This is a genomic window from Amycolatopsis thailandensis (genome assembly GCF_002234405.1).
Lineage (GTDB): Bacteria > Actinomycetota > Actinomycetes > Mycobacteriales > Pseudonocardiaceae > Amycolatopsis > Amycolatopsis thailandensis.
The window spans coordinates 1-23,936 of sequence record NZ_NMQT01000015.1; the positions used below are offsets into that span (position 1 = coordinate 1).

26 protein-coding genes are annotated in these 23,936 nt (G+C 68.5%); 5 read left to right on the forward strand and 21 right to left on the reverse strand.

Features of this window, described 5'->3' with window-relative positions:
• Positions 1-536, reverse strand: a 536-nt coding sequence (locus tag CFP71_RS03745) for a DUF2334 domain-containing protein (protein WP_208635876.1), incomplete at its 3' end; no start/stop codon positions are given.
• A 63-nt stretch (positions 537-599) separates the two neighbouring features.
• Positions 600-1,481 carry a phosphoribosylaminoimidazolesuccinocarboxamide synthase gene (locus CFP71_RS03750; protein WP_093932422.1) on the reverse strand — a complete coding sequence of 294 codons (882 nt, stop codon included), beginning with the start codon at positions 1,479-1,481 and terminating at the stop codon, positions 600-602.
• Positions 1,482-1,516: 35 nt separating this feature from the next.
• Here CFP71_RS03750 and CFP71_RS03755 point away from each other — a divergent pair, with 35 nt between their 5' ends.
• Positions 1,517-2,323 carry an SAM hydrolase/SAM-dependent halogenase family protein gene (locus tag CFP71_RS03755; protein WP_093932423.1) on the forward strand — a complete coding sequence of 269 codons (807 nt, stop codon included), beginning with the start codon at positions 1,517-1,519 and terminating at the stop codon, positions 2,321-2,323.
• Here the strand turns inward: CFP71_RS03755 and CFP71_RS03760 are convergent.
• The 10 genes from CFP71_RS03760 to CFP71_RS03805 all read right to left on the reverse strand — a co-directional run bounded on the left by CFP71_RS03760 (position 2,206) and on the right by CFP71_RS03805 (position 10,911).
• Entirely contained in the window at positions 2,206-3,093 is an 888-nt protein-coding gene (locus CFP71_RS03760; protein WP_208635877.1) for an MOSC domain-containing protein, read from the reverse strand. The genes CFP71_RS03755 and CFP71_RS03760 overlap by 118 nt on opposite strands.
• A 363-nt stretch (positions 3,094-3,456) precedes the next feature.
• A complete protein-coding gene (locus CFP71_RS03765) occupies positions 3,457-4,197 on the reverse strand; it encodes an amino acid ABC transporter ATP-binding protein (RefSeq protein ID WP_093932424.1) in 741 nt (246 codons plus the stop codon).
• Positions 4,194-4,952 (reverse strand): amino acid ABC transporter permease, encoded by a 759-nt coding sequence (locus tag CFP71_RS03770; protein WP_093932425.1) that lies wholly within the window; start codon positions 4,950-4,952, stop codon positions 4,194-4,196. Before CFP71_RS03770 ends, CFP71_RS03765 begins: the two co-directional genes overlap by 4 nt.
• Positions 4,953-5,735 (reverse strand): ABC transporter substrate-binding protein, encoded by a 783-nt coding sequence (locus tag CFP71_RS03775; protein WP_093932426.1) that lies wholly within the window; start codon positions 5,733-5,735, stop codon positions 4,953-4,955.
• Positions 5,736-5,743: 8 nt separating this feature from the next.
• Positions 5,744-6,517 carry an ABC transporter substrate-binding protein gene (locus CFP71_RS03780; protein WP_093932427.1) on the reverse strand — a complete coding sequence of 258 codons (774 nt, stop codon included), beginning with the start codon at positions 6,515-6,517 and terminating at the stop codon, positions 5,744-5,746.
• Positions 6,518-6,522: 5 nt separating this feature from the next.
• Positions 6,523-7,350 carry a substrate-binding periplasmic protein gene (locus CFP71_RS03785; protein WP_093932428.1) on the reverse strand — a complete coding sequence of 276 codons (828 nt, stop codon included), beginning with the start codon at positions 7,348-7,350 and terminating at the stop codon, positions 6,523-6,525.
• A 162-nt stretch (positions 7,351-7,512) separates the two neighbouring features.
• On the reverse strand, positions 7,513-8,943 hold the full coding sequence (purB, locus tag CFP71_RS03790) for an adenylosuccinate lyase (protein WP_093932429.1): 1,431 nt from the start codon (positions 8,941-8,943) through the stop codon (positions 7,513-7,515).
• Between the two features lie 143 nt (positions 8,944-9,086).
• Positions 9,087-9,680, reverse strand: a complete 594-nt coding sequence (locus tag CFP71_RS03795; RefSeq protein ID WP_093932430.1) for a TetR/AcrR family transcriptional regulator — start codon at positions 9,678-9,680, stop codon at positions 9,087-9,089.
• Between the two features lie 24 nt (positions 9,681-9,704).
• Entirely contained in the window at positions 9,705-10,406 is a 702-nt protein-coding gene (locus CFP71_RS03800; protein WP_093932431.1) for a hypothetical protein, read from the reverse strand.
• Positions 10,393-10,911: a SigE family RNA polymerase sigma factor gene (locus CFP71_RS03805; protein WP_093932432.1), complete on the reverse strand. Its 519-nt coding sequence runs from the start codon at positions 10,909-10,911 to the stop codon at positions 10,393-10,395. Before CFP71_RS03805 ends, CFP71_RS03800 begins: the two co-directional genes overlap by 14 nt.
• A 135-nt stretch (positions 10,912-11,046) precedes the next feature.
• On the opposite strand from CFP71_RS03805, the gene CFP71_RS03810 reads away from it, so the two are divergent.
• The 3 genes from CFP71_RS03810 (at position 11,047) to CFP71_RS03820 (ending at position 13,579) form a co-directional block, all read left to right on the forward strand.
• On the forward strand, positions 11,047-12,075 hold the full coding sequence (locus tag CFP71_RS03810) for a threonine aldolase family protein (RefSeq protein WP_093932433.1): 1,029 nt from the start codon (positions 11,047-11,049) through the stop codon (positions 12,073-12,075).
• A gap of 3 nt (positions 12,076-12,078) precedes the next feature.
• Positions 12,079-12,669 (forward strand): HAD family hydrolase, encoded by a 591-nt coding sequence (locus CFP71_RS03815; RefSeq protein ID WP_093932434.1) that lies wholly within the window; start codon positions 12,079-12,081, stop codon positions 12,667-12,669.
• An 88-nt stretch (positions 12,670-12,757) separates the two neighbouring features.
• On the forward strand, positions 12,758-13,579 hold the full coding sequence (locus tag CFP71_RS03820; RefSeq protein WP_093932435.1) for an SAM-dependent methyltransferase: 822 nt from the start codon (positions 12,758-12,760) through the stop codon (positions 13,577-13,579).
• On the opposite strand, the gene CFP71_RS03825 is transcribed toward CFP71_RS03820, so the two are convergent.
• The 4 genes from CFP71_RS03825 to CFP71_RS03840 all read right to left on the reverse strand — a co-directional run bounded on the left by CFP71_RS03825 (position 13,576) and on the right by CFP71_RS03840 (position 16,968).
• A complete protein-coding gene (locus CFP71_RS03825; protein WP_007032516.1) occupies positions 13,576-13,761 on the reverse strand; it encodes a hypothetical protein in 186 nt (61 codons plus the stop codon). The genes CFP71_RS03820 and CFP71_RS03825 overlap by 4 nt on opposite strands.
• Before the next feature lie 92 nt (positions 13,762-13,853).
• Positions 13,854-15,035 carry a pyridoxal phosphate-dependent aminotransferase gene (locus CFP71_RS03830; protein ID WP_093932436.1) on the reverse strand — a complete coding sequence of 394 codons (1,182 nt, stop codon included), beginning with the start codon at positions 15,033-15,035 and terminating at the stop codon, positions 13,854-13,856.
• Positions 15,036-15,489: 454 nt separating this feature from the next.
• Entirely contained in the window at positions 15,490-16,605 is a 1,116-nt protein-coding gene (locus CFP71_RS03835; protein ID WP_093932437.1) for a transglycosylase SLT domain-containing protein, read from the reverse strand.
• A gap of 45 nt (positions 16,606-16,650) precedes the next feature.
• Positions 16,651-16,968 carry a hypothetical protein gene (locus CFP71_RS03840; protein WP_167405989.1) on the reverse strand — a complete coding sequence of 106 codons (318 nt, stop codon included), beginning with the start codon at positions 16,966-16,968 and terminating at the stop codon, positions 16,651-16,653.
• Between the two features lie 200 nt (positions 16,969-17,168).
• Between CFP71_RS03840 and CFP71_RS03845 the strand changes: the two genes are divergently transcribed.
• Entirely contained in the window at positions 17,169-19,058 is a 1,890-nt protein-coding gene (locus CFP71_RS03845) for a serine/threonine-protein kinase (protein ID WP_093932439.1), read from the forward strand.
• Between the two features lies 1 nt (position 19,059).
• Here CFP71_RS03845 and CFP71_RS03850 read toward each other — a convergent pair whose 3' ends face one another.
• The 5 genes from CFP71_RS03850 to purD form a co-directional block, all read right to left on the reverse strand.
• The gene (locus CFP71_RS03850) at positions 19,060-19,830 is read right to left on the reverse strand and encodes an ESX secretion-associated protein EspG (protein WP_093932440.1); all 771 of its coding nucleotides are present in this window, start codon (positions 19,828-19,830) and stop codon (positions 19,060-19,062) included.
• Between the two features lie 4 nt (positions 19,831-19,834).
• A complete protein-coding gene (locus CFP71_RS03855; protein WP_093932441.1) occupies positions 19,835-21,505 on the reverse strand; it encodes a PPE domain-containing protein in 1,671 nt (556 codons plus the stop codon).
• 10 nt (positions 21,506-21,515) lie between these two features.
• Positions 21,516-22,157, reverse strand: a complete 642-nt coding sequence (locus CFP71_RS03860; RefSeq protein ID WP_244199546.1) for a DUF3558 domain-containing protein — start codon at positions 22,155-22,157, stop codon at positions 21,516-21,518.
• The gene (locus tag CFP71_RS03865; RefSeq protein ID WP_020632344.1) at positions 22,108-22,494 is read right to left on the reverse strand and encodes a type VII secretion target; all 387 of its coding nucleotides are present in this window, start codon (positions 22,492-22,494) and stop codon (positions 22,108-22,110) included. The genes CFP71_RS03860 and CFP71_RS03865 overlap by 50 nt, the downstream gene beginning before the upstream one ends.
• A gap of 125 nt (positions 22,495-22,619) precedes the next feature.
• A complete protein-coding gene (gene purD / locus CFP71_RS03870; protein ID WP_093932443.1) occupies positions 22,620-23,882 on the reverse strand; it encodes a phosphoribosylamine--glycine ligase in 1,263 nt (420 codons plus the stop codon).
• Positions 23,883-23,936 lie beyond the last annotated feature (54 nt).

A 23,936-nucleotide genomic window follows, 5' to 3' on the forward strand; every position in this document is an offset into this window, starting at 1 on the left:
AGCACCAGCGCGAAACACCGGACGGTCTCCGTCCGGTGCGACGGGCCGCCGAACTCCTGCACCCTGGCGCGCCGCACCTCGCCGGACACCAGGTCCCGCACCGAGACCAGGTCCGCGCACAGCCTGAACCCGTGCTCGCGCAGGGCCTGCACGGTGCCCTCCGACGCGATCCAGCGCGGCGGCGCGAACCCGTCGACGGCCATGCCGTTGGCGTCGAGCGCCGCCTTCGCCGCGATCAGCCGCAGCCGCGCCTCGTGCGCGGGCAGGGCCGCGAACTCCGCGCGTTTGCCCAGCTGGACCGCGCGGTGGGTGGGGGTGATCCGGTGGTCGTAACCGTGCAGGAGGACGGAGTCGCCGTGAGCGCGGCGCGTCCGGACCCACTCGGTCACCGGCCCCTCACCGGTCCGGGCGGCGTAGAGGACGGACAACGGGACCTTGCGGCGGTCGAGCTCGGCCGCGAGGTCGGCACAGCGGTGCAACGTCCGGGTGGTCACGCCGGACAGGGAAACCAGCAAACGTGCGTCCACGTTCCCCATTGGGACAGACCGGCCTTGCGCCGGACTGACGACGGAGTGAACGCCGCAGGTCAGCCGGGCGAATCAGGCGGGCCAGTCGTCGAGCGAACAGCCGGTGATGCGCTCGTAGGCGTCGATGTACCTGGCCCTCGTCGCTTCGACGATCTCGTCGGGCAGTGGTGGCGGCTCCGGTCTCTCCAGCCGGTGCCAGCCCGACGCGGGTCCGGTCAGCCAGTCGCGCAGCGGCTGCTTGTCGAACGACGGGAGCGGGCTGTCCGGGGTGCGCCCGGCCGCCGGCCAGTAACGCGAGGAATCCGGGGTCAGCACCTCGTCGGCGAGCACCAGGTTCCCCTCGGGGTCGATGCCGAATTCGAGTTTCGTGTCCGCGAGCAGGATGCCGCGTTCGGCGGCGAACTCCGCGCCGCGGCGGTACACCGCCAGCGTCGCCTCGCGGACCTCCTCGGCCCGCTCGCGGCCGAGCTGCCCGACCACGTCGTCGAACGCGATGTTCTCGTCGTGCGAACCGCGATCGGCCTTGGTCGCGGGGGTGAAGATCGGTTCGGGGAGCCGGGAGGATTCGGTCAGGCCGGGCGGGAGTTCGACGCCGCAAACCGTGCCGGTGGCGCGATAGTCGGCCAATCCGGTGCCGGTGAGATAGCCGCGGGCGACGGCTTCGAGCGGCAACATCGCCAGGCGCCGCACCAGCAGCGCGCGGCCGCGGACCTCGGTGGGGATGCGTTCGTCGTCGTAGGAGACCAGGTGGTTGGGGAGGACATCGGAGAGGAGGGAGAACCAGAACACGCTCATCGCGGTGAGCACCCGCCCCTTGTCCGGGATGGGGGTGTTGAAGATGACGTCGTAGGCGGAGATCCTGTCCGAAGTGACGAGCAGCAGATGCTCGTCATCGACGGCGTAGAGCTCGCGGACCTTGCCGGCGGCGATCTTCGGGTATTCGAGCGTCGTCACGGCTGCACCCTAGCGATCAAGGATGATGGCTGATCATGCCGATCCACTGCGTTTCGTTCACGACCGATTACGGGCTGAGCGACGGTTTCGTGGCCGCTTGCCACGGGGTGATCGCGCGGATCGCGCCGTCCGTCCGGGTGCTCGACGTGACCCACGAGATCCCTCCGCAGCAGGTCAGGACCGGCGCCGAGGTGCTCGCCCAGACCGTGCCGTATCTGCCGGAGGGCATCCATCTCGCCGTCGTCGACCCCGGCGTCGGCACGTCGCGGCGCGGTGTCGTGGTGGTGACCGAACGCGGAATCCTCGTCGGCCCGGACAACGGCATCCTCATTCCCGCCGCCGAAACACTCACCGGGGTGATAGCGGCGTACGAACTCGAGGCCCCGGAGTACCGCCTTCCGGTGACGTCTTCGACGTTCCACGGACGCGACATCTTCGCCCCCGCCGCGGCGCATCTCGCGCGTGGCGTCGATCCCGCGGAATTCGGGCCGCGTGTCGACGACCTCGTGCGCCTGCCGGATCCGTTCGTCGCGGTGTTCCCCGGAAAGCTGGTCGCCGAAGTGCTCACCGTCGACCACTTCGGCAACGTCCAGCTGGCCGCGAGCCCCGCCGACCTCGACCTGGCCGGGCTGTCCGGCACGGTCTCGGTCAGCAGCGAACACGTCCTGGTGAAAGCGCTGGTCGGCGACACCTTCGGCACCGTGCCGCCGGGCTGGAACGTGCTCTACACCGATTCCGCGGGGCGGCTCGCGGTCGCCGTGAACGGCGGTTCGGCCGCCGACGTACTCGGGCTGGGACCCGCCCAGGAGTGCACGATCACCTCGTCGCCGACGGCCAGCTGACCCGGCCCGGTGACCGCCATCTTGATCCCGAACGAGACGCCGCCCTCGGGTTCGCGCCGGTAGTCGGCGAGCGACCGGATCGGCTCGGGACCGGCCTTCTCGCCGGTCTCCTGATCGACCATCGGCACCGTGCAGCGAATGCAGACCTTGGCGTACCCCAAGTCCAGGCCGCCGACGGTGAGCGCGCGGACGTCGTCCTCGCGATGCGGTTCCGGCCAGCCCGCGACGACGATGTTGGGCCGGAAACGATCCATCGGCACGGCCTCGGCGCCACGCGACGCGATGCGCTCGTTCAGACCGTCCAAAGAGGACTCGGAGGTGAGCAGGATCGCGTGCGCGTCGGCGAAGGCCGCGGTGCCGGGGATCTCGCCGTTGGTGACGCGCTCGTGCTCCGGCGCGAGCCCGACGAACACCGACGGCAGGCCCAAGACGTCGGAGAACCACTCGGCGGCCTCGTCGCCCTGGTGGACGCCCTTGCCCTGCCAGGTGAACGTCGCCGCGGGATGCCGCGGCCCGTCCGGCACTGTCTCGACCAGCAGGTCTTCGACGCCGGGCGCGGTGAGCCGCAGGCGGGCGCCGTCGTCGGTCACCTCGGCCCCGATCGCGGCCATCACCGGATGCTTCCGCTGACTGCGGAACTCGCCCTCAGGGGACACGACCATCCAAGCCCGGTCGAACCGCAGGCCCGCCGGGGTGACGTCGGCCGTTTCGACCGGCGTCCCCGCGCAGCCCTTGACCGGGTAATAGACCAGCTTCGCCACTCTCGCCATGGCCGCAGATTACGCGTGTCGGACGTCGTGAGCGGTACCACCCGAAGTACATGAAGGCCCCCTTCCTTGCGCCTGGCGCAAGGAAGGGGGCCTTCATGTACTTCGAGAGGAAAGCGCGGCGGCGGGGCGAGGCAGGCCACCGGTGAGACGCGGGGCCGCTCATGACCTATCCGGCGCTGGTGTTGCGAAAGCCACTTTCGCAACCATCAACGTTGCGAAAGTGGCTTTCACAACAGGCTTCGACCTCGGGGGGGGGTCGCCACAGGACCAGCAGCGACGTAGCGAAGGCCTCCTTCCCTACCCTGAAGGTAGGGAAGGAGGCCTTCACGGACATCACGCCCGACTGAGCGCGGCAGTCCGGCGTCAGAGCACCTGGGACAGGAAGCGTTGCAGCCGCTCGCTCTTCGGAGCGTCGAAGATCGCCTCCGGAGCGTCATGCTCGACGATCTTCCCGTCGTCCATGAACGCGACCTCGTCGGCGACGCCGCGCGCGAAGCCCATCTCGTGGGTGACCACGAGCAGCGTCAGCCCGCGCTCGGCCAGCCCCGCCATGAGGTTGAGGACACCCTTGACCAGCTCCGGGTCCAGCGCGCTGGTCGCCTCGTCGAACAGCATGACCTCGGGCTCCATCGCGAGCGCCCGGGCGATCGCGACCCGCTGCTGCTGCCCGCCCGAGAGCGCGCTCGGCCGGTACGGCGCCTTGTCGGCGAGGCCGACCTCGGCGAGGCGCGCGTGCGCGATCTCCGCCGCCTCCTCCTTGCCGAGCTTCCGCACGCTGCGCAGCGGCAGCGTGATGTTGTCCAGCACGCTGCGGTGCCCGAACAGGTTGAAGTGCTGGAACACCATCCCGACCCGCTGGCGAAGCACGTCCGGGTCGGCGGAGATGACGCTCTCGCCGCCGAGCAGCAGGTCGCCCGAGTCGGGCTCCTGGAGGCGGTTCACGCAGCGCAGCAGCGTCGACTTGCCGGAGCCGGACGGGCCGATGATGCAGGTCGTGCGGCCCTTCTCGACCTTGAGGTTCACGCCCTTGAGCACTTCGAGGGTGCCGAAGGAGACGTGGACGTCGCGAAGTTCGACGCTGGAAGAACGGACAGCGGCGGTCATGACATCGGCACCTTTCCGGCGTTCAGCAGTTCCAGATCGCCACCGTCGTCCTCGGCCCGGACCTTCTTGCCGGTGCGCAGCTTCTTGTCGATGTAGTTGACCAGATGCGTCAGCGGCACGGTGATCACCAGGTACACCACACCCGCCGCGACCAGCGGCGACAGGTTCCCGGTGTTCGCCGCGAGATCCTGCCCGATGCGGAACAGGTCGCGCTGCTCGGCGAGAAAACCGAGGAAGTACACCAGGCTGGAGTCCTTGACCAGCGCGATGAATTGGTTCACCAGCGCGGGCAGCACCCGCCGCACGCCCTGCGGGATGACGACGAGCGTCATCGCCTTGGTGTAGGTCATGCCCAGCGCGCGGCTGGCCTCCATCTGTCCTTTTTCGACACTCTGGATACCGGCGCGGAAGATCTCGCCGATGTACGCGGCGGCGATGAGGCTCAGCGAGAGGATGCCCAGCGGATACGGGTTCCGCGACAACGACGGGATGAGGATCCCGCCGCCCTGCCCGATCACCAGGATGGTCAGGATCGCGGGCAGGCCGCGGAAGATGTCGGTGTACACCCTGGCGGGCCAGCGCAGCCAAGCCTTGCTGGACAGGCCCATCGTGGCCAGCAGCATGCCGAGCACGGTGCCGATCAGCGCCGAGAACACCGACAGGATCAGCGTGTTCAGCAGGCCGGTCCCGAGCAGGTCCGGGAAGACCTGCCAGATGTACTCCCAGTTCAGGAAGGTGTTGAGGAAGTCGTTCACTTACTTCTGCCCGGCCTTGAACTCCACGGGCACCGGCGCGTTCGGCTCGAACCGCTGGTGCACCTTTTCCCATGTCCCGTCGGCGATGACCGCCTTGAGCCCGGCGTTGATCTTGCCCGCCAGCTCGGTGTTGCCCTTCTTGACCGCGAAACCGTGCGGGATCGTCGTGGTGATCGCCTTGACCACCTTGAGTTTCGCGTCCGGGTTCTTCGCCGCGTAGTCCTCGGCGGTCGCCTGGTCGAAGATCGCGCCGTCGATCGCGCCGGACTTCAGCGCGGAGAGGGTCGCGGCGTCCTGCGGGAACCGCACGGCCTGCGCGGTGGGGGCGTTGGCCGCCAGCCAGCTGTCGGAGACAGTGCCCTGGACGACCCCGATCCGCTTGCCCGCCAAGGAGTTCTCGTCGGTGATGGCGACGCCTTCACGGGTTTCGATGCCGAGCGACTGGTAGTTGTACGGCGCCGAGAAGTCGACGGTCTTGCGGCGTTCGTCGGTCTGCGAGATCCCCGAGCTGCCGATGTCGAACCGGCCGTTGGCGACCTGGCTCAGCAGCGTCGCGAACTCGGTGGAGACGAACTCGAGTTTCAGGTTCTGGTTCGCGGCGATGGCCTTCAGCAGCTCGTTGTCGAACCCGGTGAACACGCCGTTTTCCTGATAGGCGTTGGGTTTCGAGTCGCTGAGGGTGCCGACGCGCAAGGTGCCCGCGCCGGCGTCTTCACCGCCGCCGCACGCCGCCAGCACCGCCAAAAGGGCGGCACTGGCGACGGCGGCGAGTGACTTCTTCATCGTGGTCCTCACGCCTTGAACTGGTCGGGCACCGGAGCCGTCGGCAGGAACTTGTCGTGCAGCTTGACCCAGGTGCCGTCGGCGATGACCTGCTTCAGGCCCTCGTTGATCTTCGTCTGGAGTTCGGTGTTGCCCTTCTTCACCGCGAAGCCGTGGGGCACGTCGGTGGTGAAGGACTTGACGACCTTGAGCTTGGCGTCGGCGCTTTCCTTGACGTTGGACTCGGCGATCGCCTGGTCGAGGATGTAGGCGTCGACGGCGCCGCTCTTCAGCGCGGCCAGCGCCGGGGCGTACCCCGGGAAGCGCACGGCCTGCGCGTCGGGCACGGTCGAGGTGAGCCACTTGTCGCCGACGGTCGCCTGGATGACCGCGACCCGCTTGCCGGACAGCGCCTTCTCCTCGGTGATCGGCGAGCCGTCCTTGGTCTGGATGCTCATCACTTCGAAGTTGTACGGGCTGGAGAAGTCGACGTTCTTCTTGCGCTCGTCGGTCTGCGCGATGGCCGAGCTGCCGATGTCGAACTGGTTGTTCGCGACCTGGCCCAGCAGCGACGAGAAGTCCGTCGAAACGAACTCCAGCTTCAGGTTCTGCTTGGCGGCGATGGCCCGCAGCAGCTCGTTGTCGAAGCCGGTGAAGTTGCCGTTCTCGACGTAGATGTTCGGCGGCGCGTCGCTCAGGGTCCCGACGCGCAGGGTCTTCTCGGTGGCGGATTCGCCGCCACCGCAAGCGGCGAGCACGGCGACGAGACCCGCGGCCAGCGTGGCGATGAGTGTCTTCTTCATGGTTTTCAGACCCCCGCGTTCTGCACGGGCAGGCCGGGGCCGCCCTGTTCGAGTTCCTTGGGCAGCGGCTCGGTCTTGAAGAACTGAGCGTGCAGGCGGGCGACGGTGCCGTCCGCCACGGCCTTCGCGAGGCCGTCGTTGAGCTTCTTCAGCAGGTCCTTGTTGTCCTTGCGGACGGCGAACGCGGACGGCGTGTCCTTGGTCTCGACCGTGTAGCCGAACTCCAGCGCCAGATCCGGGTTCTGATCGATGTACTTCTGCCCGATGTCCTTCGGCACGACCCAGCCGTCGAGGCTGCCTGCCTTCAGCTGCGCGAAACCGGCGTTGTAGTCGGGGAACCGGACGACGTTGGCGCCGGGCACCTTGCCGCTCGCGAAGTCGTCCTGCACCGACGCCTGCACGACGCCGAGCCGCTTGCCGTTGAAGGCGCCGACGTCCTTGAGGCCCGCGTCCTTCTTGGTGATGATCGAGGTGAACCCGGTGCTGTAGCCGTTGCTGAACGCGACGGTCTTCTTGCGGGCCTCGGTGGTGGAGATCGTGGAGCTGCCGATGTCGAACTTGTTGGTGGCGACGGCGGCCAGCAGCCCGGCGAACTCGGTGCCGACGAACTCGACCTCGAAGCCCTCGCGCTTCGCGATGTCGCGCAGCAGTTCGTTGTCGTAGCCGGTGAAGGTGCCGTTCTCCAGGTAGATGGACGGCGGCGCGTCGGTCAGGGTGCCGACCCGCAGCTTCTGGCCGGTCGTGCTCGCGTCACCGGAGCCACAGGCGGCGAGGGCGAGGGTGGCCGCTCCGGCCGTGACGACGGCGACGATTTTCGACAGCGTGGATCTCATCGCTTCTTCCGTGGGTTTCGGCGCCAAGGCGCGATACAAGCACGCCAGGCCGCCTCATGGGCGGCCTGGCGCTCCGGGTTCAGCGATCGAGATTAGGCATTTCGCCCGATCGAGTAACTTCGTCTCACTCTGTGAACGCCCCGTGGTGGGGCTGCTCACACGTCAGAGAATCGGTGCCGGCGAGTAACCGGCGGCCTCCGGGAAACGCTCCAGGATCTCCGAGACGCGCGACGCGATCGCGGCCACCTGACGCGGCGCGACACCGGTGAACGAGATCCGGTCGGCGAGGAGTTTGTCCAGCTCACCGCGGTCGAGCGGGATGCGCTCGTCGGCGGCGAGGCGGTCGAGGAGGTCGTTCTCCGCCAGTCCCTGCTCCCGCATCGCGAGGGCGACGCCGACGGCGTTCTCCTTGATGGCCTCGTGAGCGGTTTCACGCCCGACACCCGCGCGGACCGAGGCCATGAGCACCTTGGTGGTCGCGAGGAACGGCAGATAGCGATCGAGCTCACGTCCGATGACCGCGGGGAAGGCGCCGAACTCGGCCAGCACCGTGAGGAAGGTCTCCAGCAGGCCGTCGAGCGCGAAGAACGCGTCGGGCAGCGCGACCCGGCGGACGACGGAGTCGGACACGTCGCCTTCGTTCCACTGGTCGCCGGAGAGTTCGCCGACCATCGACAGGTAGCCACGCAGGACGACGGCGAGCCCGTTGACCCGCTCGCACGAACGGGTGTTCATCTTGTGCGGCATGGCCGACGAGCCGACCTGACCCGGCTTGAAGCCCTCGGTGACCAGTTCGTGGCCGGCCATCAGGCGGATCGTCTTCGCCAGGCTCGACGGCGCGGCCGCGAGCTGGACCACGGTGGACAGCACGTCGAAGTCGAGCGAGCGCGGGTACACCTGGCCGACGCTGGTGAACACGTTCTCGAATCCGAGGTGGGCCGCGACCCGCGACTCCAGCTCGTCCAAAGTGGACTCGTCGCCGAGCAGGTCGAGCATGTCCTGCGCGGTGCCGACCGGGCCCTTGATGCCGCGCAGCGGGTACCGGCCGATCAGGTTTTCGAGCCGGTCGAAGGCGACCAGCAGTTCGTCGGCGGCGGTGGCGAACCGCTTGCCCAGGGTCGTCGCCTGCGCGGCGACGTTGTGCGAACGGCCGGCCATCACCGTGTCGGCGTGCTCCACCGCGATCGAGGCGAGCCGCGCGAGGACGGCGCCGACGCGGCTGCGCATCAGCTCAAGCGAGCGGAGCACCTGAAGCTGCTCGACGTTCTCGGTGAGGTCACGCGACGTCATGCCCTTGTGGACGTGCTCGTGCCCGGCGAGCGCGTTGAACTCCTCGATCCGGGCCTTCACGTCGTGCCGGGTGACCCGCTCGCGCGCGGCGATCGACTCGAGGTCGACCTGCTCCAGCACGCGCTCGTAGTCGGCGACGACGCCTTCTCCCACCTCGACGCCGAGGTCGGCCTGTGCCCGGAGCACGGCCAGCCAGAGCTCGCGCTCCAGCACGACCTTGCGTTCCGGGGACCAGAGTTCGACCAGCTCAGGCGAGGCGTAGCGGCCGGCGAGCACGTTGGGGATGCGGGGCTTGTCCGTCACGCGGCCAGACTAACCCGCCGCATTTCGTCCTCTAAGTGCGCCTGGACTCGCCCATCCCCGTCGCGTTTCGTCCTCTGAATGCGGTAGTTGGCGATACGAACTACCGCATTCAGAGGACGAAACGCGTGTGGAAGAGGGTGGAGCTAGGCCAGGGCGGCCTGCAGCATCCGCGCGGCGGCGGCCCGCGGTTCCGGGTCGACCTCGATCAGCGCGTTGACCACGGCTCCGTCGACCAACGCGACCAGCCGCTCGAGCTCGGCGGCGTCCACCGGGGTGCCGGAGCGCGCGAAGATCTCGTGGAGCAGTTCGTACAGCTGCGCGGACAGCGTCCGCATCAACGGGCGAAGGTACGGACGGCGACCAGTGCCGACGAGCCGTTCGTAGCGCAGGAGGACCGCTTCGGCGTCGGCCTCGCGATCCGGACGGAGCGGCCCGAGGAGCATGTCCAGCACCAGGTCGACGGTGGCCTCGACACCACGGTTGCGGGTCGCCAGCTCTTCGAGGCGGTGCCGTCCGGTCTCCAGTTCCTGGTTCGCGTGGTGCTCGACGGCGGCGGTGACGAGTTCTTCGAGCGAATCGAAGTAGTACGTCGTCGAAGCCAGCGGCAGTCCGGCTCGTTCGGCGACCGCACGGTGCCGCACGGCGTCGAAACCGCCCTCGGCCAGCAGCGACGCGGCGGCCTCGATGAGCTCGGCACGGCGTCGCTCACCCTTCGGCGTGGTCGCGGCGGCGGTCATGACGGGCCATTTTGCCAGGTGCTGTCAGTAGCGGGTCGCGAGCACGCCGACGAAGCCATCGACGTCGGTCTGGGAGAAAGCGGTCTTGCCTGAGCCGTCACCGAGGCTGACCACGATCACCAGGGATCCCTTGGCGGTGGTCCGCCGCGCCTCGGCCGCCTCCGTGGGCATCACCGGGACGGACGAGCCCGCCGGGTAGACGGCGACGGAAACGGCGCCGCCCGGGACCTGGAACCCCGCGGACCTGGCTCCCGTCGAACAGATGTCGCCGGGCGTCGACTTGGCGACATCCACGGGGACCGGGAGCTCGCCAGCGAGGGCGGTGGCGAGCTCCCGGTCCACCTGGTCGCACCCGTAGGTGCCTTCGGCCGACAGCCGGCCGGTCTTCTCTGGCCCGTCGCCCCCCTGCTGAGGCGGCGGGTTCGAGAAGTTCGAGGACTCCCCGTCTTGAGGACGTACCGAGGCGGCTCCGGGTTGCTCCGGTGCCGCGGCTTCGTTGTCGGATTTGGCGGCGGACCCCATCTGGAGCCCGGTTCCGCCGAGCACGCCGAACATGCCCACTCCGGCGAAGACCAAAACCAGCGCACTACAGGCCACCGCGATACCGTTTCGGCGTCGAGCGGTGGCGCGTTTGGAAGCACGGACGACGTCGGCCGTGTCGAAGGACGGCGACGGCGCGTCGCCGGGGGCGTCACGGAACAACGCCTTCAGGTCATTCTCGTCCATCCCGTGCCACCTCCTCCTTCTCCATGACCTGCCTGAGGTTCGCCAGCCCGCGCGCGGTCTGGCTCTTCACGTTTCCTTCGCTGCAGCCGAGCACCTTCGCCGCCGCGCCGACGTCCAGTCCTTCGAAGAACCGGAGCACCAGCACGGCCCGCTGCTTCGGGGGTACTTCGCGCAGCGCGGCCAGCAGGTCTTCCCTGGTGACGACCTGTTCGCCCAGGTCGAAGCCGTCCTGCGGCGGTTCGGGCAGCTCTTCGGTCTGCCACTCCCGTCGCCACGGCCGCCTCGACTCGTCGATGACCGCCCTGACCAGCGTCTTCCGCACGTAGGCGTCGGTCGCCGCCCGTTCTCTGATCTTCTTCCACCTCCGGTGCAGCGCGACGAACGCCGTCTGCGCGAGGTCGTCCGCGCGATGCCAGTCACCGCAGAGCATGTACGCGGTCCTGCGCACGGAGTCCCGCTTCGCGGCGAAGTACTCCGCGAACTCTTGTTCGTCGCGCTGGTTCACGCGGGTTTTGTCTCCGCTCTTGCCTCGTCGGTGGGTAGGACGGAACCGGGGGCGTCCACGGTTGCATGAGCGGGCGTGGCGGACCAGCCGGGGAGGAGATTCATGGCGGGGCCGTCGATGTGATGTGATCGTACCGTGACCTCGCGCCCTCTCCCGTTGATCGATTTCCGCTCCGACACCGTGACCCGACCGGACGACGTCATGCGCCAGGCCATGGCGAACGCCGAGGTCGGCGACAACGTCCTCGACGGCGACCCGACCATCGGCGCCCTCGAACAGCGCGCCGCGGAGCTCCTCGGCATGCCCGCGGCGCTCTGGACGCCGACCGGCACCATGGCGAACCTGATCGCGCTGTGCCTGCACCTCCAGCGCGGCGACAAGTTCCTCGCGCCGCGCGGCTCGCACGTGCTCACCGACGAACTCGGCTCCGCCGCCTGGCTCGCGGGCGGGATGCCCGAGCCGCTGGAGCACGACGCCGGTCCCGGACGGCCGACGCCGGAAACGCTTTCCGCCGCGATCGGCAACCCGCGCGGGCCGTACTACGCGCTGCGCACCCCGCTGCTGTGCCTGGAGAACACGCACAACTCGGCGGGCGGCGCGATCACCCCGCCGGACGAGCACGCCCAGCTGGTCGCGGTGGCGAAGGAGGCCGGGCTGACCGTGCACCTCGACGGCGCCCGACTCTGGCACGCGGCGGTCGCGCTGGGGCTCCCGCCCGCGGCGCTCACGGTCGGCGTCGACACCGTTTCCGCCTGCTTCTCCAAGGGGCTCGGCGCGCCCGTCGGCTCGGTGGTCGCGGGCAGCCGCGAGTTCGTCGAGAAGGCGCGGCGGATGCGCCAGATGCTCGGCGGCGGCGTCCGCCAGGGCGGCGTGCTGGCCGCGGCCGGCCTGATCGCGCTGGACCGCATCGGCGACCTGGCCGAGGCCCACGAGAACGCGACCCGGCTCGCGGCGGGATTCGCCGAGCACGGCTGGGAGGTCAACCGGCCCGAGACCAACATCGTGCAGGTCACCGCGCCCGACCTCGAAGGCAGGCTGGCCTGGCTGACCGGTCTCGGGATCCAGACGCTGCCCAGTTCGGGCAAGATCAGGTTCGTGGCGCACCGGGACCTCTCCGCGGCGGACATCGAGGAAACCCTTCAACGCATCAAGACCGGGGGCTGACACGTGAACTGGATCGTCTTCGACTACGGCGACGTCATCAGCAAGCACACCGACGCGCTGCCGACCTTGGCCGAGGCCTTCGGCGCCGAACTCGCCGATTTCGAGCCGCATTACTGGGCCGAACGGGACCGGTACGACTCCGGCGGCTCGGACCTCGAGTACTGGCAGAGCGTCGGCCGCGCGCTGGATGTCCCGGTCGACAAGGCCTTCGCCGACGAACTGACCCGCATCGACGTCACCGGCTGGACACACCTCGAACCGGACGTGCTCGAACTGCTCGAAGGACTGCACGAGGCGGGCGCGGCGCTCGCGCTGCTCTCCAACGCGTCGTCGACCTTCGGTCGCTGGGTGCGCGAGCAGGAATGGTCGAACCTCTTCCGCGTGAAACTCTTTTCGGGCGACTTGGGCTGCATGAAGCCCGACGAGAAGATCTACCGGATCCTGCTCGCCGAACTCGGCGCCGAACCGGGCGACTGCCTGTTCTTCGACGACCGACAGTCCAATGTGGACGGAGCGCGGGCGGTCGGGATCAAGGCGGAACGCTGGGTCGGCGTGACAACAGCGCAATCCGCCTTCGGCTCTTCGGAGGAATAATTCACCCTTACCGTTCGTCCGCTTACGCGCGGTTAAGCGGATGACCTACGCTGGACTTCGTCCGAACCGATTCATCCGGTAGGTGCCCATGTCAGCGGATCGACGCCCGTTCGTACCGGTCGATTTCGACCGGCCGAGCATCGCGCGGGTCTTCGACGCGCTCATGGGCGGCCAGGACAACTACGAGGCCGACAGGGTGGTGCTGCGCCAGATCCTGGAACTGGCGCCGGAATCACAGGTGATGGCCAAGGAGGTCCGGCACTGGCTGGTCCGGACCGTGCGGTATCTGACCGACCGGGAAGGCATCGACCAGTTCCTCGACCTCGGCTCCGGCTTCCCGACCGTGGACAACACCCACCAGGTCGCGCAGCGGTACAACCCCGAGGCGCAGGTCGTCTACGTCGACAACGATCCGGTGGTCCAGGCGCACGGCCGCGCGATCCTCGCGGCGAACGACTTCGCGCACATGCTGGGCACCGACCTCGCCCAGCCGGCCGAGGTCATCGAGGAGCTCACCCACACCCACCGGCTCGACTTCGACCGGCCCGCCGCGCTGATCCTGTGCGCGATCGTGCACCACATCCAGGACCTCGACGAGGCGCGGAAGGTCGTCCGCGCCTACGTCGACGCGCTCGCGCCGGGCTCGTTCGTCGTACTGCTTCACCAGCACAACCCCGCCGACGGCTCCGAAGCGGCCGACGTCGCGACGTCGCTGGAAAAGCGCTTCAACGGCACGGGGCTGGACACGCTGTACCGCACGCGTGAGGAGATCGAGTCCCTGTTCGAGGGACTCGAACTCATGGAACCCGGGCTGACGTACCCGCATCTGTGGTGGCCGGACGGCCCGCGCTTCACCCCGCTTTCGCCCGTGAACTTCACGTCGCTCGGCGGGGTGGCGCGCAAGCCTTAACGGCGGAGCTGCTTCGGGGTGCCCTTGCCCTTGATGGCGCCATAGGCGGCCGTGCCGAGGAAGACCGCGCCGCCGATGACGGCGATCCAAAAGACGGCCTTCACGAGGAAACCGAGCACGGACCCGAGCACCATGAAGGCCACCCAAGCCAGAATCAGCCCGCCGACGATCTTCCAGAACATGGCATCCTCCGATTGCCTCACCGTGCCCGTGCGGGCCCGGTGAGTCCAGATTGTCAGGCCGAACCCGCGAGCGCCTTCATTCTGCCCAACGTTCAGGGTGAATTCGGGGTTCCCCCTGACGAGGTGAGCCAGTCGCCGAGCCTGCGGACCCCCTCATCGATGTCTTCGCGCGAGCCCGCGAAGGAGAACCGGACGAACCTGCCGCCGTCGACGGGGTCGAAGTCGATGCCGGGCGCGATCGCGACGCCGGTCTCGGCGAGGAGGCGCTGACACCAGCTGAGGCTGTCGCTCGTGTACGCCGAGACGTCGGCGTAGGCGTAGAAGGCGCCTTCGGCCGGCGCGAGCTTGTCGATGCCTATGCCCTTGAGACCGTCGAAGAGCACGTCGCGGTTCTCGCGGTAGCGCTCGACGTGCCCGTCGGCCTCCGCGTACGACTCCTCGGTGAACGCGGCGGTCGCGGCGTGCTGGGAGACCGCGGGCGGGCAGATGGTGAAGTTGCCGGTCAGGACGTCGATCGCGCGGTGCAGCCGCTGGGGCGCGAGCATCCAGCCGAGCCGCCAGCCGGTCATCGCGAAGTACTTGGAGAACGAGCCGAGGACGAGCGCCTCGTCGCCGTACTGCCAGGCGCAGTCGAGCTCGCTGCCGTAGGAGATGCCGTGGTAGATCTCGTCGCTGATCAGCTGCACACCGTGTGACGCGCACCAGCCGCTGATCGCGGCGAGTTCACCCGGCGGCAGGACGGTGCCGGTGGGATTGCTCGGGCTGGCCACGATGAGTCCCTTGATCGGCCCCAGTTCGTCGAGCAGCGCGACGGTCGGCTGGAAGTTCGTTTCGGGACCGGTGGCGAACTCGACGACCTCGCAGCCGAGCACCTTCAGCAGGTTGCGATAGGCCGGGTAGCCGGGGCGTGCCATCGCGACCCGGTCGCCCGCCTCGAAGGCGCTGAGGAACGAGAGCAGGAAGCCGCCGGACGAACCGGTCGTCACGATGACGTCCTGCGGGCTCACCTCGACCGGGTACGTGCGGTTGTAGTGCGCGGCGACGGCTTCGCGCAGTTCGGGGATGCCGAGTTGCTCGGTGTAGCCGAGGTTGTGGTCCTTCAGCGCCCGCTGGGCGGCTTCGAGCACCGGCCGCGGCGCCGGCGCGGACGGCTGCCCCGCGAGCAGGGGGACCAGATCGCCATGGCTGCGCTGCCGCGCCTGTGCCGCCGAAAGGACGTCCATGACGTGGAACGGCGGGACGTCGGAGCGCGCGGCGGGACCGGGGAAAGACATGGGGTGAGGCTAACTCGACTTCGCCAGCAGAACCGAGAATCCGTCGAGGAGTCGTTGGAGGCCGAACTCGAAGAGCGTGTCGAGGTCGTAGTCGAACGGGGCACGCGAGACGACACCGGCGGTGGAAGCAGATCCAGTCGATGCGGGTGTCGCCGTATCTGCCGTTCCGGGACCGGATGATGAAGGCGGCCATGCGCCCGCTGACCGAGGCGGTGAACGCGTTGGCGCTGAAGGACTACTGAGTGCGGTGTCGCGACACCGCACTCGGGGATCAGAGCCGTCACTCACGTGACTGAAGGCGGAACTCACGTGATCAGATGCCGCACACGAGAGTGCGGCATCCAGTCACGCGAGTTCCGTGGCTGATCACAGGTGACGTCTGTGCGCGATCACCATCAGGAAGTGCGCACACCCGTGATCAGGCGGACGACACCCGTCGAAGAGGCATGAGGCGTCAGTACCCCTGGTACCCGCCGCCCCCGGCCATGGACTTCAGACCCGGGTGCCCCTCGAATCCGCCGTACCGCGAGAACGTGTACCGAACGCCCGCGATGATGTTGTCGACCGGGTTGTAGATGTCGTCGTGCCCGGGCAGCTTGTGCGCGTTGAAGGTGGGGTCGATGCACTGCATCAGGCCCTTGGACGGCGTCCCCTTGGCCGCGTTGGAGTCCCAGTTGTTGATGGCGTTGGGGTTACCGCCGGACTCCTTCTCGATGATCGTCCAGATCTTCTGGATATCCGCGTCCGTCACCGGGATACCGGCGGCCTGAAGGATCTTGATGGCCTCTTGGATCCACTGCTGGACGTTGCCCGGCGGCGTCGTCGACGGCGGGCCGCCGCTCGGCCCGAGGCCGCCGCCCCCACCGCCACCGCCGCCGCCCCCTCCACCGCCGCCTCCGGCGTGGAGACCGCCGGTGCGCTTGGGGACGGTGCCGTCCTTGCCGGGCATCGGGACCTTGGAGTAGCCGCCGCCCTCGATGTCCTTCTTCATCAGCTCTTGCGACTTGCTGATGAGACCGTCGGCCTGAGTCAGCAACCCGGTCATGGTTTCAGTGGCCGAGCTGGCGGTCTTCTGGTTCGCGGTGTTCGCCGCGGTGATGATCTGTTCCGCGGTCGGATTCGGCGGCTGGATCTTTTTGTCCGGATCCGCCGCGTCGGCCGCTTGCTTACGAGCGGCCGCGACCTTTGGCGTCTCCGTGTCGATACACGTCTGAATGGTGGTCTGCGCCGTCTTGGCGGCGTCATCGATCTTGCCCTTGATATCGCTCAGCTGAACCTGGAGTTCACCCAGATCCTTGCTGATCTCCTCCAGGTGTCCCTTGACGCGGTCACCCGCGGAGGTGATCTGCTTGACGTAATCGAAGAAGGCGTCGGCGGCGGGGCCTTTCCAGACACCGCCGTTCAACGCGTCGGTCGACGACTTCAGCGAGGCACTGTGGTCGCCGGCCTGCGACGCGGCGGCATGGAACTGATCCGCGGCCTTCTGGATGACTTCGGGCTTGATGCCCTCGACCTGTTTGGCCTTTTCCGTGACCTGCGACCAGTTCGGTGGGAAGTCAATATCGCCCACAACGCCCCCTAGAAATCAGGCCCACCGGGGCCGGCTTTCGCGTGCTCACTGCTTGCCGTGCTCGTGCAGCTTCAGATTGTCGACATGCACGGCTTCGGTCTCCTGGATCAGGCCCGCGGCCTTCCGCAACACGAAGGCCGTGGCCTCCATCAACTTTCCGGCGGAATCGAACTCGGTGTGGACACCGTCCTTGAACGAACCCACCGCGCCGTGGACGTCACCCGAGCCGCCCATCGTTCCGAACGGGCTTTCCTTCTCGTCATCGACGCCGGTGACCTGCTTCTTGGACTTCTCGAACTCGTCCTTGAGCCTCTCCACCTGACCGGCGGCGATCCCCATCGACTCCGGGTCGTACACAGGCACGGTTCGTCATCCCCTTCACCGCAACACGGAAAACCTTGCGTCCGCCCGATCAGACGCGCGGCCGATCAGGACGGTTCCCGCGCATACTGTAAGACCTCGACAGCGGGCCGTGTGCGCATCCACGCCAACTTCCACCCCGCCGACAATCATGCGACGCCCCGGACACGCTTTGTAGCATGCCACCGGGGAGGTAAGACTTCGTGAAACCGCTGAATCCGGGTGAACCCCGGCAAGTCGGGCGTTATCGCCTTGTCGCTTCGCTGGGCGAAGGCGGCATGGGCCGAGTCCTGCTGGGGGTGTCGCAAGACGGTCGTCTTGTCGCGCTGAAGCAGGTCCATCCGGGATTCGCCCACGACGAAGGTTTCCGTTCGCGATTCCGGCGTGAGGTCCAAACGTCGCGAATGGTTTCGGGTGCCTACACGGCGGCCGTGATGGACGCCGACGCGGACGCGGCGACACCCTGGCTGGCGTCTGTTTTCGTCGCCGGACCTTCGCTGAAGGAAGCCGTCGACGCCTCCGGTCCCTTGCCGCTGGACTCGCTGCGTTTCCTGGCTGTCGGCCTCGCCTCCGCCCTCATGGAGATCCATCGAGCCGGGCTGATCCACCGGGATCTGAAACCGAGCAACGTCATCCTCACCGACGACGGTCCACGGGTGATCGACTTCGGAATCGCCCGAGCGGCCGAGGGCGAAACGGACATCACGCACACCGGATCGATCATCGGCTCGCCCGGGTTCATGTCACCTGAGCAGGCAAACGGGTACCCGATCACCCCGGCGAGTGATGTCTTCTCGCTCGGCGCCCTACTGGTGATGGCCGCTACCGGACGAAGCCCGTTCGCCGGCGCTTCCACACCGCAGACCCTCTACAACGTCGTGCACAGCCATCCCGACCTGCGGATGGTGCATCCGGGCGTGCGACGGCTCGCCGAGCCCTGCTTGGCCAAGGATCCGGCGGCACGGCCGACACCCGCGCAGATCCTGGACTTCTTGGGGCCGGTCACGCCGAGCGCGACACCCTGGCCTCCAGCGGTACACGCCTCGATCGCGGGGCAGAAGGCAGAGGTCAACACGGCACTGTCCCTTCCGGCCGTCATGCCGCGGCCGCGGAAACGCCGGGCTCCGCTGCTGATCGCGGGAGCGGCGACAGCGGTCGTCGCAATCGCTGTGACGACCGCTGTCATCGTGACCGATCGGGATGACAGTGCGGCGAAAGCTCAACCGGCTCCGGAATCGGCCGAGCGGCCGAGCGCCCCGGCACCGTTCAGTCCCGAACAGATCGGGCGAGTCGATCCCTGCAAACTACTGAAGAGCAACTCGCTACCCAACAGCGGGCCGGTAAAGGAACCACAAGCCAAGAACAGGCTCTACCATTGCAGTCACTCGATCGGCGAAACGACGGACAAGTCCAGGAGCCACAGCATCGAAATAGACCTCGCCGTGAATCTTTTCATGTACAAAGACGATGAACGAGTGAAGCTGCTTGGAACCGAGGTCCTCAAGCGCCTCGACGGCAAGAGCTGCAAGCTCATCGCCGTGAACGAATCGATGCCGGGATTCGGAATCGCGACCACGGCTTCCCGGGACTCCGGCGACAGCTGCGAGACCCCGCTCGAAGCCCTTGGGGTGATCCTCGAACAGATCCGTTCCGGCTCGGCCCCGCTCCGCCCGGCGTCCCCGGATTCCGCTTCGACCGTCGACTTTTGCAAGACCGTGCCCGTTACGGGCGTAACGTCGATCGCTCAAGAACCTGTCGAGATTTTCGGCGACAACTTCCAGGAATGCGGCTGGATCGGCAAGAAGAACAGCTTCTATCTCAAACTGAACAGGGGCGTAGGAGAGGACTATCGCGCTAGTGGCCAGAAGCCGATCGAGATCGCGGGCAAGCCGGCCTATGAAGCCTCTCGCAACGGCCCCAAAGTAATGGACGACTGCACGATCACCTGGACCCATCGCAAGATCGACGAGTTCGCCACCGAAGAACTCGAAGCACGCGTTGTGCCGCAGGAGGAGGTCGCCGATCCCGGCCCGATGTGCCGCACAGCCGAGGAGTTCGCCGAACTCGTGGCCGCCAAGCTTCCCAAGCCGTGAATCAGAAGTCGGCGACTTCCCGGATCCGGTTCGCCAGCAGCTGGTTGTCCGCCGGGGTGATGGTCGCCCAGTCCCGGCCGTCCCGATTCCGCGCGACCTGGAACAGGTACCGCCCCGCGTCCGTGTCGTAAAAGGCGACGACGTTGTCCGCGCGGCGGGGGCGGCCGTCGCGGCCCGCGCGTTCGACGCCGAACTGGCCGCGGGCCTCCTGACCGAGCAGCATGCCCGCCACTTCCTGGGCCTGCCACAGCGGCACGTCCAGGTCTTCCAGGGCGGTGACCAGCGCTTTCGCGTCGCCGCGGGCGGCGGCGTCGGCCTGGACGAGGACGTCGTGCGGGAGGCTGATCGACTGGCCGACACCGGGGCCGAGGTCGCCCGCGACCGAGACGGCGGCTTCGGCGAGGGAGCCTTCGCGGGCCGGGATCAGCCACACCTGGCCGTCGTCGATCACGCCGAGCAGCGCCTGGTTGCCGACGCTGACCGCGTGACCCTTGATCTCGCGGTCGGTCCACACCCAGACGTCGATCGCGAACCGCGGGTGCGCGAACAGGTTCAGCATGTCGACCAGTTCGCCCGACGCCTGGTGCCCCCGCGCGAGACCTCGCGCGCGCAGGGATTCCCAGGCCTCTTCGATCAGCGCCGCCCGCTGGGTGTGGGTCGTTCCGGGGCTCGGCACGTCGAGTGCGACATGGCGCCGGGGCAGCCGTTCGGCTTCCCAGAGCATTTCGAACTCGAGTGCGGACAGCACCAAGCTGCCGTTGTCGTTCGGCACAGGTTCAGCGCGCTTCCCGGTTGCCGTGGTCACCGATGACGTCGGGCGAAACCATGCGCTCGTCGGTGAACAGGTCCTTGTCGTCGACGCCGTAGCGCCTGATGTGCTCCGCGTCCTCTTCGACGTCCTGAGTGGCCGCGCGCTCCATGAACTTCGACTCGGCCTTCGGCTGCTTCGCACCGATCTTCTCCGAGCGCCGCATGGCCTCTTCCTCGGGAAGCTCGCCGATCGGCAGCTGACGCGTCGGCTTGACGACGCCGCCTTCCTGGCGGGGACGGCGGTCGCGTTCCTTGTCGCCGCTCAGCGCGCCACCCGCGACACCGGCGCCGAGCGCGGCGGCACCGGCACCCAAGTCGCCCGCGGCCGGGCCGGTGACCTTCGGGACGGCGGGGAAGCCGCGGCCTGATTCGTTGCCCGGGACCATCGGCGCCTGCGGTCCGGAGCCGACCGAGCGGCCCTTGCCGAGCGCCTGGTCGCCGCCACCGGTTCCACCGCCGACGCCGCCGCCGAAGACGCCGGGGCCCGAGGTGGAGCCGAGGCCCTTGCCCAGCGCGCTTTCCGCACCGGGGCCGGGGCCGAACGACTTGCCCAGCGGCTGCGCCGACGTGGTGCTGTTGCCCGGCGGCAGGCCTCCGGTGGACTGACCCGGCGGCACGTTCGGGGAGTTCGGCGCGCCCGGCGGGACGAACGGCGGGGAGACGGGCGAACCCGTGACCGGGTACGACGGCCTGCCCGGCTCGGGCTGCGGGGCGGGCCGGTTCGGCGTCACCCAGCCGCTTCCCGGCGCTGGTACGGGCCGCGACGTGCCGGACGGCGTGGTCGGCGCGGCGGCCGCGGGAACCGTGGCGCCACCGTGAGACGGCGCCGCGGCGCCGGTCTTCCTGGCCACTCCACCGCCCATGGCGACACCGTAGGCCGGGGTCGGCGCGTCGTAGGACGGCGCCTTCGGGTTGCTGACGGTCTGCACGGGCGGCGGCACGTACTTCGACTCCACGGCGGCCGACGCGGGCCGCACACTGCCGTCCGGGGTCAGGTCGGTGGCCGTGCCCGCGAGACTCAGCGGACCGGGGCCACCGCCCGCTCCGGCGGCGGTCGTGGTCTGGGTCAGGTTCATCGCCTGCGGATCGGCCAAGGTGTCGGTCGTCAGCAGGTTCTCGCCGCTCGTCTTGGCGTAGTCGTTCAACGCCTCCTGCGCCTGTGCCCGCGCGTTGTTCGCGGCGCCGACGCTCTTGGCGTGGTCGGTCTCGAAGCCGATGAGGCTCAGCACGACGTCGCCGAGGGTCAGCCCGCCCGCGCCCTTCCGGACCACTTCGGGATCCGGGAGCTTGTGCAGCGTCCGGTTGAAGGCCTCACCCTGGGCGAAGATCATCTCCGCGGAGTGCGAGACCTTCGAGTTCGCGTCCTGGGAGAAGCCCGCCTGCTCGGTGAACACCTGACCGGCGGCGCCGCCTGCCTCGCTCTGCCATTCCACGCCGAGCTTGCCCAGCTCGTCACGCAGCGTCTTGTCGGTGTCGGCGAGCGCGCCCGCGACGGACTTCAGCGCCTCGACGGCGACGCCGATGCTGCCGGTGCCGTCGCCGCTGCGGAAACGCTCGATCTCGGTCGCGATCCCGGTGTCGGTGTAGCCGTCGAACCGAAGATCGCGGAGCCTGCCCGCGAGGTCGGAAACGTTCACGGCGCCCTCCCTAGTTGCGTGCTTTCAAGGTCTGCAAAGCCGAATCGGCCGCCTGCGCGGACATCTCGCACAGCTGCGGCATGGTGAACGCGCCGGCGGTGACGGTGACCGCCCGCACCGCCAGCGTCTGCCCTTTCGCGACACCGACGAGCGTTTCGCAGTCGCTCGGTTTCCCGGCGTCGCGATAGTTCGTGATGGCGGGGAACCCGCCGACCGCCTTCGGTTCCGTCTTCATGCTGTTCTTGCGGCGCTTGCCGGTGAACCACTCTTCGACGTCCGCGGTGACCGTGCGGACGTAGTAGGTGTGGAACGGCTCCGCGGCGTCCGCGTCGAAGACGCAGGTCGGGCCGTCGATCGGTTCAGCGGCCGTGCGCGGCTTACTGTTGATCTCGAGCTGATCGAGCTGCGGCCCGGTGAGCAAGGCGCACGGATCGGCCCCTTGCAGGTTCAGTTCCGCTGGCCTGGCCGGCAGCGCGGACGCTTTCGCGCCCTGCGTGACCGAAGCCAGCGCCGGTTCGTCGGGGAAAGCCTGCCCGCCCGTGTCCGTGGCGCATCCGGCCAGCACGAGGGTGAGCACGCCGCCGGAGACCAGCACACGAGGACTACGCCCGGTGTACACCACGGTCCCCGAACGCGGCGGCCTTGTCCGCATCACTGGTCTTGTACTCCTTGGCCGCCGTGCGGAGCTGGTTGACCAGCCCCCGCAGACCGGCGACGTAAGCCTTGACCTGCGCGGCGTACGACTGGTCGCCGTCGGCCACGAGCTCGTTCCAGACGCTGGTCGAGTGCACGCTCACGGTGTCGTTGGCCGGAGTGTCGATGCGCAGCTGGTCGAGCCTCGTCAACAGCTTGTCCTGAAGCGCGTCGACCTGCTCTTCGACGATCTTCGCCACTTCGAGCAGCTTCGACGGATCCACTCTGATGTCCGCCACCGACGGCGGCGTCGGGACCGCCGACGTGAGGTCCTGGATCTTGCCCGATGCTGCCATTCCCCACCCCTTGGAAAGCTCGAACCGCCCCGTCGAGGCTACCAACGCCGATGTAGCGAGCGCCTAAGCTTCGCAGGAAATACCGGGTTAGACGTACCCAGGACCGGGACGGTTCCGTCCGGAATTCACGAGACCGGGGTGGCGATCTCTCCCTTGGCGGCGAGCAGGGCGATGTCGGTGCGGTGGTGCGATCCGGCCAGGTGGACCTTCTCGACCGTCGCGTAGGCGTCCTTGCGGGCGGCCTTCAGGTTCTTGCCGGTGCCGACGACCGAGAGCACCCGGCCGCCGGAGGAGACCACGGCGCCGTCGTCACGGCGGCGGGTGCCCGCGTGGAGCACGCCTTCGAGCTCGCCACCGGTGATGACGTCGCCGGTCCTCGGCTTGCCGGGGTAGCCGTCCGCGGCCAGCACGACGGTGACCGCCGCGCCGGAATCCCAGTCCAGCGGCGGCAAGTCGGCGAGCTTGCCGGTGGCCGTCGCGTGCAGGACCTTGCCCAGCGGGCTGCGCAGCAGCGCCAGGACGACCTGGGTCTCCGGGTCGCCGAAGCGGCAGTTGAACTCGATGACCTGCGGGCCCTCGGAAGTCAGCGCGAGACCGGCGTAGAGCAGGCCGGAGAAGGTGGCGCCGCGGTTGTCGAGCTCGTCGACCACGGGCTGGACGATCCGCTCGACGACGTCGTCGACCAGGTCCTTCGGTGCCCACGGCAGCGGCGCGTACGCCCCCATGCCGCCGGTGTTCGGACCCGCGTCGCCGTCGCCGACGCGCTTGAAGTCCTGCGCGGGCAGCAGCGGGACGACCGTGCGGCCGTCGACGAAGCAGAAGAGAGAGGCCTCGGGGCCGTCGAGGAAGGACTCCAGGAGCACCGGGTGACCGCCGTCGAGCAGCATCAGGGCGTGCTTGCGCGCGACGTCGACGTCCGTGGTGACCACGACGCCCTTGCCCGCGGCGAGGCCGTCGTCCTTGACCACCCAGGTGGGGCCGAAGCGGCCGAGCGCGGCGTCGAGGCGCGCCGGGTTGTCGACGACCTCACAGTGCGCTGTCGGCACCTTCGCGGCTGCCATGACGTCCTTCGCGAACGCCTTCGAGCCCTCGATCCGGGCCGCGGACGCGGACGGGCCGAAGCAGGCGATGCCCGCCTTCCGGACCGCGTCGGCGACGCCTGCCACCAGCGGGACCTCGGGACCGACCACGACCAGGTCCGCCTGCCACTGCTTGGCGAGGGCGGAGACCGATTCGGGGTCGGCCGCGTCCACGCCGAGCTGCTCGGCCACCGAAGAGGTGCCGGCGTTGCCCGGGGCACAGGCCAGTGCGGTGACGGAAGGGTCTTCCGCGACCGCGAGGACGAGTGCATGCTCACGGGCGCCGGACCCGATTACCAGTACGCGCACGACGCACAGGGTAACCGGGCCGGTGAGCCACGAAGACGTCGCCGTCCTCGAGCG